This is a genomic window from Maribellus luteus, from assembly GCF_003576475.1.
GTDB classification, from domain to species: domain Bacteria; phylum Bacteroidota; class Bacteroidia; order Bacteroidales; family Prolixibacteraceae; genus Draconibacterium; species Draconibacterium luteum.
The window spans coordinates 1-570 of sequence record NZ_QWGR01000188.1 but is presented as its reverse complement, the minus strand read 5'-3'; the positions used below and the strand labels follow the sequence as shown (position 1 = coordinate 570).

The 570-nt window shown below is 66.1% G+C and carries 1 protein-coding gene; it reads right to left on the bottom strand.

The features are described 5' to 3' along the window. Nucleotides 1-570: YhdP family protein (locus D1614_RS28535; RefSeq protein WP_206610188.1), on the bottom strand; the 570-nt coding region annotated here is incomplete at both ends.

The window sequence follows — 570 nt, the reverse complement described above, 5'->3', positions numbered from 1 at the left end:
CAACTGCCGGGGTGCGTCGGCGCCTGGCCGGGCGGGTTGTGCGCGGCTTCGACCGGCGCCGGCTGGTACGTCACATCCTGCATCGGTACTTCTACGCGAAATACACCCTTGTGCGGCGGCCGGAACGGAAAGTCGTGCAGATCGCCCGCCAAGGCGAAATTCACATTGCTAGCCGTGCCGGCCTGCAGCGCACCGCCCAGGTAGTCGCGCAGATGTTGCCCGATGGACAGCGGCAGATAGCGAGGCACTCGCGCAACGCTGGCGCGGTCCAGCGAGCCCTTCAGGTCGATGGTGCCGAGGTGGCTGGTGTCCGGCGCGTGACGATAGCTGCCCGTGATGCGCGCCGACAGGTCGTCGTTGGAGAACGCAAGGTTGTCGCTGGTGACGACGAGTTCCTGCTTGCGATATGTCCAGCGCAACGTGCCTTGCAGCCGGTCCAGCGGCACGCGGGCATCGGCAAACGTGCCTGGCAGCAGTAGCGCGGAGTCGTTGGACTCAATCCGCAGCGTGCCCTTGTCGTTCGAGAAAACGGCGTTGCCGGAGAGGTTTTCTACGCCGGGCACGGCGGGC